The 5,828-nt window shown below is 37.6% G+C and carries 8 protein-coding genes and 1 pseudogene; 2 read left to right on the top strand and 7 right to left on the bottom strand.

Annotated elements, in window-relative coordinates; genetic code table 11:
• Positions 1-90 (top strand): annotated as a pseudogene (locus tag UC75_RS21690) (tRNA threonylcarbamoyladenosine dehydratase); the annotation flags it as partial.
• Positions 91-154: 64 nt separating this feature from the next.
• On the opposite strand, the gene UC75_RS18960 reads toward UC75_RS21690, so the two are convergent.
• The gene (locus UC75_RS18960) at positions 155-277 is read right to left on the bottom strand and encodes a hypothetical protein (protein WP_128825280.1); all 123 of its coding nucleotides are present in this window, start codon (positions 275-277) and stop codon (positions 155-157) included.
• Between the two features lie 96 nt (positions 278-373).
• Here UC75_RS18960 and UC75_RS13270 point away from each other — a divergent pair, with 96 nt between their 5' ends.
• A complete protein-coding gene (locus UC75_RS13270; RefSeq protein WP_128825279.1) occupies positions 374-1,273 on the top strand; it encodes a LysR family transcriptional regulator in 900 nt (299 codons plus the stop codon).
• Between the two features lie 31 nt (positions 1,274-1,304).
• On the opposite strand, the gene UC75_RS13265 is transcribed toward UC75_RS13270, so the two are convergent.
• The 6 genes from UC75_RS13265 to UC75_RS21685 form a co-directional block, all read right to left on the bottom strand.
• The gene (locus UC75_RS13265; RefSeq protein WP_128825278.1) at positions 1,305-1,700 is read right to left on the bottom strand and encodes a hypothetical protein; all 396 of its coding nucleotides are present in this window, start codon (positions 1,698-1,700) and stop codon (positions 1,305-1,307) included.
• A 169-nt stretch (positions 1,701-1,869) separates the two neighbouring features.
• The gene (locus UC75_RS13260; protein WP_005302354.1) at positions 1,870-2,388 is read right to left on the bottom strand and encodes a hypothetical protein; all 519 of its coding nucleotides are present in this window, start codon (positions 2,386-2,388) and stop codon (positions 1,870-1,872) included.
• 334 nt (positions 2,389-2,722) lie between these two features.
• Positions 2,723-3,727: a tRNA dihydrouridine(20/20a) synthase DusA gene (dusA, locus tag UC75_RS13255; protein WP_049837878.1), complete on the bottom strand. Its 1,005-nt coding sequence runs from the start codon at positions 3,725-3,727 to the stop codon at positions 2,723-2,725.
• A 141-nt stretch (positions 3,728-3,868) separates the two neighbouring features.
• The gene (locus UC75_RS13250) at positions 3,869-5,059 is read right to left on the bottom strand and encodes an MFS transporter (RefSeq protein WP_049837877.1); all 1,191 of its coding nucleotides are present in this window, start codon (positions 5,057-5,059) and stop codon (positions 3,869-3,871) included.
• 18 nt (positions 5,060-5,077) lie between these two features.
• On the bottom strand, positions 5,078-5,485 hold the full coding sequence (locus UC75_RS13245; RefSeq protein ID WP_049837876.1) for a RidA family protein: 408 nt from the start codon (positions 5,483-5,485) through the stop codon (positions 5,078-5,080).
• Between the two features lie 67 nt (positions 5,486-5,552).
• Positions 5,553-5,828 (bottom strand): EamA family transporter (locus tag UC75_RS21685; protein WP_228137366.1); only part of this gene is annotated, 276 nt, incomplete at its 5' end.

Below are 5,828 nucleotides of genomic sequence, written 5' to 3'. Positions count from 1 at the left end.
GGTTATGGTTCAGCGGTAGTGGTGACTTCAAGCTTTGCCATGATAGCTGTGGCTGAAGTTTTGAAGAAACTCGATTTGAAGAAAGCCTGATTTAAACATAAAAAAGCATGCTCTTATGTTGGAGGGCATGCTTTTTGTTTTTGAGAAAAACGATTTAATCATATAACTCTATAGTGTCGTGTTTGGGCTGTGTTGGAAGCTGCTGATCATAAAATTTAAAGCACCATAAAATTAGAACAACGACAGTGAAGAGGGTGAAACCTTTAAAATACTTCATGAATAATTCAATCAAGTGTGTGGTCTTGATAAAATTCTAGCGAAGGCAATCTATCTAATCTAATATAGAAAATAGACCTAATAATCTAATTTTGAGATAGTGATGCTCACATTAAAACAATTCCAATATTTTATAAAAATTGTAGAAGAAGGGAGTTTTACTGCTGCTTCAGAAAAGCTCTTTATTGCTCAGTCTGCTTTAAGTCGACAAATTAAATTATTAGAAGAAGAAATTGATTTTCAGTTATTTGATCGCACTGATAAGAAAATAAAACTTACAGCGGCAGGAGAGGTCTTCTATAAAAAAATAAAAGATAATATGCATTATTTAAATGAAATTATTGGAGTTTCTAAGGATATTGCCGAAGGAAAAAATCGCCAGATTAAAATTGCTCATTCGAGCAGTATCATTATGGATGATAAAAAAGTTCAGATATTAAAAGAGATTAGCTTAGCCAAACATATAAATTTTGAGATAAACACTTTGTCATCTGAGCATCAAATTCTAGCTTTAATGAGCGGGGAAATTGATATTGGTTTGATTAGACCACCAGTTCGGCATACTTTAGATGAGATCAATGTTGTTAAGCTATATGAAGAACCTTTAATGGTGGCTGTACATGTTGATCATGCTAAGTTTGCAAATAAACAAGAGATTCAAGTTAAAGACTTAAAAGATGAATATTTCGTTTCTACACCCCATTCTAAACGGGGAGGTTTAAGCTATTTGGTTTCAAACTTATGCGTAGGGGCCGGCTTCTGGCCTAAAGCAGCAGCGATCCAATCACGTAAGCTAAGCCAATTACAGTTAGTCGCTGCAAATTTGGGTATTAGCATTGTCCCCCAAGAGTTTAAGCAAATATTACCCAAAAATGTAAAATTGATTCCTCTGGAAAATAAGAATCTTTTATCTGAAGTGGTTTTAGCTTACAGAGCAAATCAGAGTGATTTGATTCAACCTTATGTTGAGCAGATCTGCCATCTCCTACAAGTGTGAGAGACAATATGTTTAACTTCTGCTGAAATAATTATTGTGATCCAGTGTGCTCACTAATAGAAAATGTATATTCAGTATCACCTTCTAACTGACGTTCCTGAGATAGGATGTCCATTTTGGGGCGTTTATGCTGGTAAAATTCCAAATTGATACAACCACTATTGTTAACCTCATAGCGAATATAGTAACGATCGGGTTCTAGAAAAAATGTTGCTTCTTCAAATGAGTGCAAAGATAGAATTTTCTTCTTGTCGTGATAAATCACGGAAGGACAATCTAGTAGTCCATTTGAATATTGTTTTCGTATCACATGGATCCGAGCTTTAGGAGTGGTTTCTTTTAATAAATATTGGGGTTGATAAATCCGTTTTTCAGGTACTTTTTTTAAAACCTCTTCAACTTTTGTATCTGGGGCAGCATACGTCATACTAAATGACGTCAGTAAGTAAAAGCTCAGCAATATTCTTTTCATAAAGTTCCATCATTATTTTTGACGAGTACAATATGAAAATAAAGCAAAAAAGAAGCCAAGCTGGATTCAAAATATTTGTTTGATAAGGTGCTTGAAATGATTCAAGTGATTGAATATCTAGTTCTTAAGTAGCTTGCCCTAATCGGTAATAAGTGTAGGTTACGCTATCATCTTTATAGACATCATAACTATTTTGTTTGAAGTCAGAGACCCATTCACTTCCTGTGTATCCAGCAATATGTCCATAAACATGGTTACGAGTTCTGTGAATGATATAGATGTCGCCTTCTTGTGGTTCATCAAAGGCTGGATTAATTTCTTTATAGCCAATCTTTTTTAAGGTATCTCCCCAATCTGAAGCCGCAATTGGGTGATTTTCGACATTGGCACCAGCAGATTCTAGGGCAAGGCGGATACTGCGTGCGCAACGAGCTTTACTGCGTCTAGAGGTAACACTTTCTAATTTTTCTACAAATTTATCAATATCTATAGCGGGAGTACTGGAAGTTTCTGTCTGATGATTATTGGGTTTCATGGTGAAGGGATAAGGAAGGCTTGGGGTGCTGTGGGATACAACAATGGCTGCCTGATTTGAATCCTGATACATGTAATTATCAGCTACTTGTCCGTCATAAATAATCATCGTGAAATCTCTACCGTGCTACCTATATCCATATTAAAAAAATCACCACCTACCTGTGGCGTTCAGAGATACTAATCGGCGTACCTTAAAAGTTTTGTTTGTGTTATGTAATAACGTATCTTTTTTCCAGAGGCGTCTGCTTTGGAGTGAAAAAATACTTATCAAAAGAGTGATTAAAAATAGTGAAATTTAAATTATTGATATCATTATAAAAAAATAATTAATCAGAGCTTAAATTTGAATATTTTGCTTCAACATTTGCGAATATACTCAAAATCTAAGTCTCTGATTTAAAATGCCACATTTTCTTACAATTTAAGAAGCGCTCACAGACTTAAGCTTGCTGCTCTTTTAAATATTCCTCGGTACGAAGTAGAGCAGCTTGCATATTGCTAATAGCCTGTTCTACATCACCTAAAGTTTTTGCATTTCCGCCACTTAGCGCCTGACGCCACTTGCGAGCACCCGGTAAGTTTTGGAATAGACCTAAGATATGACGCGTAATGATTGAAAGTGGAGCACCCTCAGCCATACGTTGTTCAATATAAGGCAGCATTTGTTCCATAATATCGAATCGATCTGGTGCCTCTAAATTCCAAAGCTGACCCATTTCCGCGAGTAAGTATGGATTGTGGTAGGCTTCACGGCCAATCATGACACCATCAATATGCTGTAAATGTGCTTGAGTTTCAGCAAACGTTTTAATCCCGCCGTTAATTTCAATGGTGAGATGTGGACGTTCTTGTTTTAAACGATAAACATCTTCATAGCGTAAAGGTGGAACTTCACGGTTTTCTTTCGGAGATAGACCTTTCAAAATAGCGATACGAGCATGCACAACGAAGTAAGTACAACCTGTTGCCGCAACGGTATCTACAAAATGAAGCATCTCTTCGTAAGATTGCATGTCATCGATACCAATACGGTGTTTCACTGTTACAGGAATCTTTACTGCCTTTTGCATGGTATGAATGCATTCAGCAACTAACTCTGGTTCTGCCATTAAGCAAGCACCGATTTTATTATTCTGTACACGGTCACTTGGGCAGCCTACATTGAGGTTAACTTCATCGTAACCCCAGTCTTCGGCCATTTTTGTGCAGGTTGCAAGCTCTTGCGGATTTGAGCCACCAAGTTGCAATACGATAGGGTGTTCTTGTGCACTGTAGTCCAAATGACGTTTTGCATCGCCAAAAAGAATCGCACCTGTAGTTACCATTTCTGTGTAGAGCACAACATTTGGGTTAAACAAGCGTGCAAAGAATCGATAATCCTTTGTAGTCCAGTCCATCATGGGTGCGACAGAAATACGAGGTTGTAACGATTGAAGTGATTGCATAACCAATAGCCCAAAAGTCGCTAAATTAATGAAAGGGCAGCATTATACGAGGTTTATGCTTGAATCGACAGGGGCATTTAACCGAGTAATTTATAACCACCCTTGGGTTGGATATAGAAAGATGATTTATAACAAGTTCCCTTATTGGGAAAGCATTTTCTTTTTTTGTAAGATCGTATCGAACATGCTAAATAAAATACAAAGAACAACTAGTCCAATTCCTGCAAGGCAAGTCATGGTCCATCCACCACGGTTCCATGCAAAAATTCCTAATGCTGAACCGCCTGCACCACCAATAAAGTAAGTCGTCATATAAATGGCATTAATACGAGATTTTGCATCTGGCCGTAAACGGAAAATAATGCTCTGGTTACTGGTGTGTACAAGGGCAAGTGCCAATTGAATTAAAGCAAAACCAATAACATAAGTAGAAAGTAGAGTTTGTCCGAAGTAGAAACAAACCCAACTTACTAAGAACAGCCCGCAGCCCATCCATGTCAGTAAGCTCGTATGGCCTTGATCTGCATATTTACCAATGTAACGTGTTGATAAAGCACCGAAGATACCCACTAAAGGCACTAGTCCGATAAATAGATCAGGTAAATGATGTGCTGAGGTAAGGAGTAATGCGATAGTAGAATACAAGATACTTACTGCTGCAAAGGCGAAAGCACCTGTAAGTGCTCTTAATAATAATCGCTTTTCCTGTTGTAAAAGTTGAGCCATGGAAACAAAGATTTGCCCATAGTTCATTTTCATACGTAAGACATAAGGCAAGCGGCTTTTTAAGGTAAATGCTAGCAGGAGCATTAATACGCCGCTTACCACATACACCACTTTCCAGTGGAAAAGATTCGAAAATAAGCCTGCCAGACTGGTAGAGAGTAAAATTCCGACCAATAAACCACTCATTAAAAAACCAATGATTTCGCCAGTTTTTTCGGGTTTTACAGTCATTGTGGCAAGAGGAATAAGCACTTGAGCAGCAACAGAAAACAAGCCTGCTAAAATTGTACCAATCCATAGCATAGGCAAGTTCACAGCAAAAGCAGAAGTAAATAGGCCAATTGCACAAAGCACCATTAAAAACGGAATAGCCTTGGCTTTATTGACGATGTCACCCATTGGAACAATAAAGAGTAAACCGAGGGCATAAGACACCTGAGCAAATGTCACTGTTAAAGCAGCTTGTGCTTGAGTTACAGCAAACTCTTGTTGAATCGAGTGAATCAGCGGCTGACAATAGTAATTCACACCTGCACATAAGCCACATGCTGCTGCCATCAACCAAAGCAAAGGTTTATTCTGACTGATATCTTCAGGGGTAGACATGATGTTCTCTCGATTTTATTAGGTGTATGCGGTTGCTTCGACTTCAATGAGCATATGCTCTAGTGCAAGGCGTGGTACAGGAATGAGTGTACAGGCTGGAAAAGGATGATTTTTCCATAAATTTTGCATAATTTTAATCAAAATTTGATGTTTTTCATCCGAGTGGTCAACAACTAAAACTCTTAACACTGCAATGTTACTAAGCTCTGCATTGGCGGCTTTTAAAGCATGTTGAATGTTATTAATGGCTTGGATAACTTGTTCTTCAAAATTTGGGCTTAATTCACCTTTTGAGTTTTCGCCTCCTTGACCTGCAATATGAATAATCTTTTTAAAATTTTCTACTACAGCCACATGACTATAAGCATTCGGGGTAGGGTCATATAAAGTTGATGGATTTATGATTTTAAAAGTTTCTTTATTCATGGAACTCAACCGTTCATTAAAATTTAGATGAGTATCCAACCTCAACTTAAGTTGAGGTCAAGAGAATTTAATGTTTTAGCCTTTTCTTTCTGAGTGTAATCATCATCACACCAATAATATTCAGAAGACAACCCACCCATTGCCACATATTTAAATGTTCATTTAAAAAAGCAACAGCAAGCAAAATCGTTAAAACCGGTCCAATCGAAGCAATCATTGCAGATTGAGAGGCACCTAATCGTTCAATACTTTGCATGAGCATAACGGTGGGTAACACAGTAACTAAAAAGCCTAAGCCAATGCCGTACCAAATCACACTAGATGGCAGTTGTAATAGAAGTTG

The sequence above is a fragment of the Acinetobacter sp. V2 genome (assembly GCF_001188385.1).
Classification (GTDB): Bacteria; Pseudomonadota; Gammaproteobacteria; order Pseudomonadales; family Moraxellaceae; genus Acinetobacter; species Acinetobacter oleivorans.
This window is presented reverse-complemented; position numbering and strand designations above follow the sequence as displayed.

What these genes read in the sequence shown, in the direction of transcription:
- dusA (WP_049837878.1), bottom strand. Translation starts at nt 3,727, where the DNA reads ATGCAATCACTTCAATCGTTACAACCTCGTATTTCTGTCGCACCCATG.
- UC75_RS13250 (WP_049837877.1), bottom strand. Translation starts at nt 5,059, where the DNA reads ATGTCTACCCCTGAAGATATCAGTCAGAATAAACCTTTGCTTTGGTTG.
- UC75_RS13245 (WP_049837876.1), bottom strand. Translation starts at nt 5,485, where the DNA reads ATGAATAAAGAAACTTTTAAAATCATAAATCCATCAACTTTATATGAC.
- UC75_RS18960 (WP_128825280.1), bottom strand. Translation starts at nt 277, where the DNA reads ATGAAGTATTTTAAAGGTTTCACCCTCTTCACTGTCGTTGTTCTAATT.
- UC75_RS13265 (WP_128825278.1), bottom strand. Translation starts at nt 1,700, where the DNA reads ATGACGTATGCTGCCCCAGATACAAAAGTTGAAGAGGTTTTAAAAAAA.
- UC75_RS13260 (WP_005302354.1), bottom strand. Translation starts at nt 2,388, where the DNA reads ATGATTATTTATGACGGACAAGTAGCTGATAATTACATGTATCAGGAT.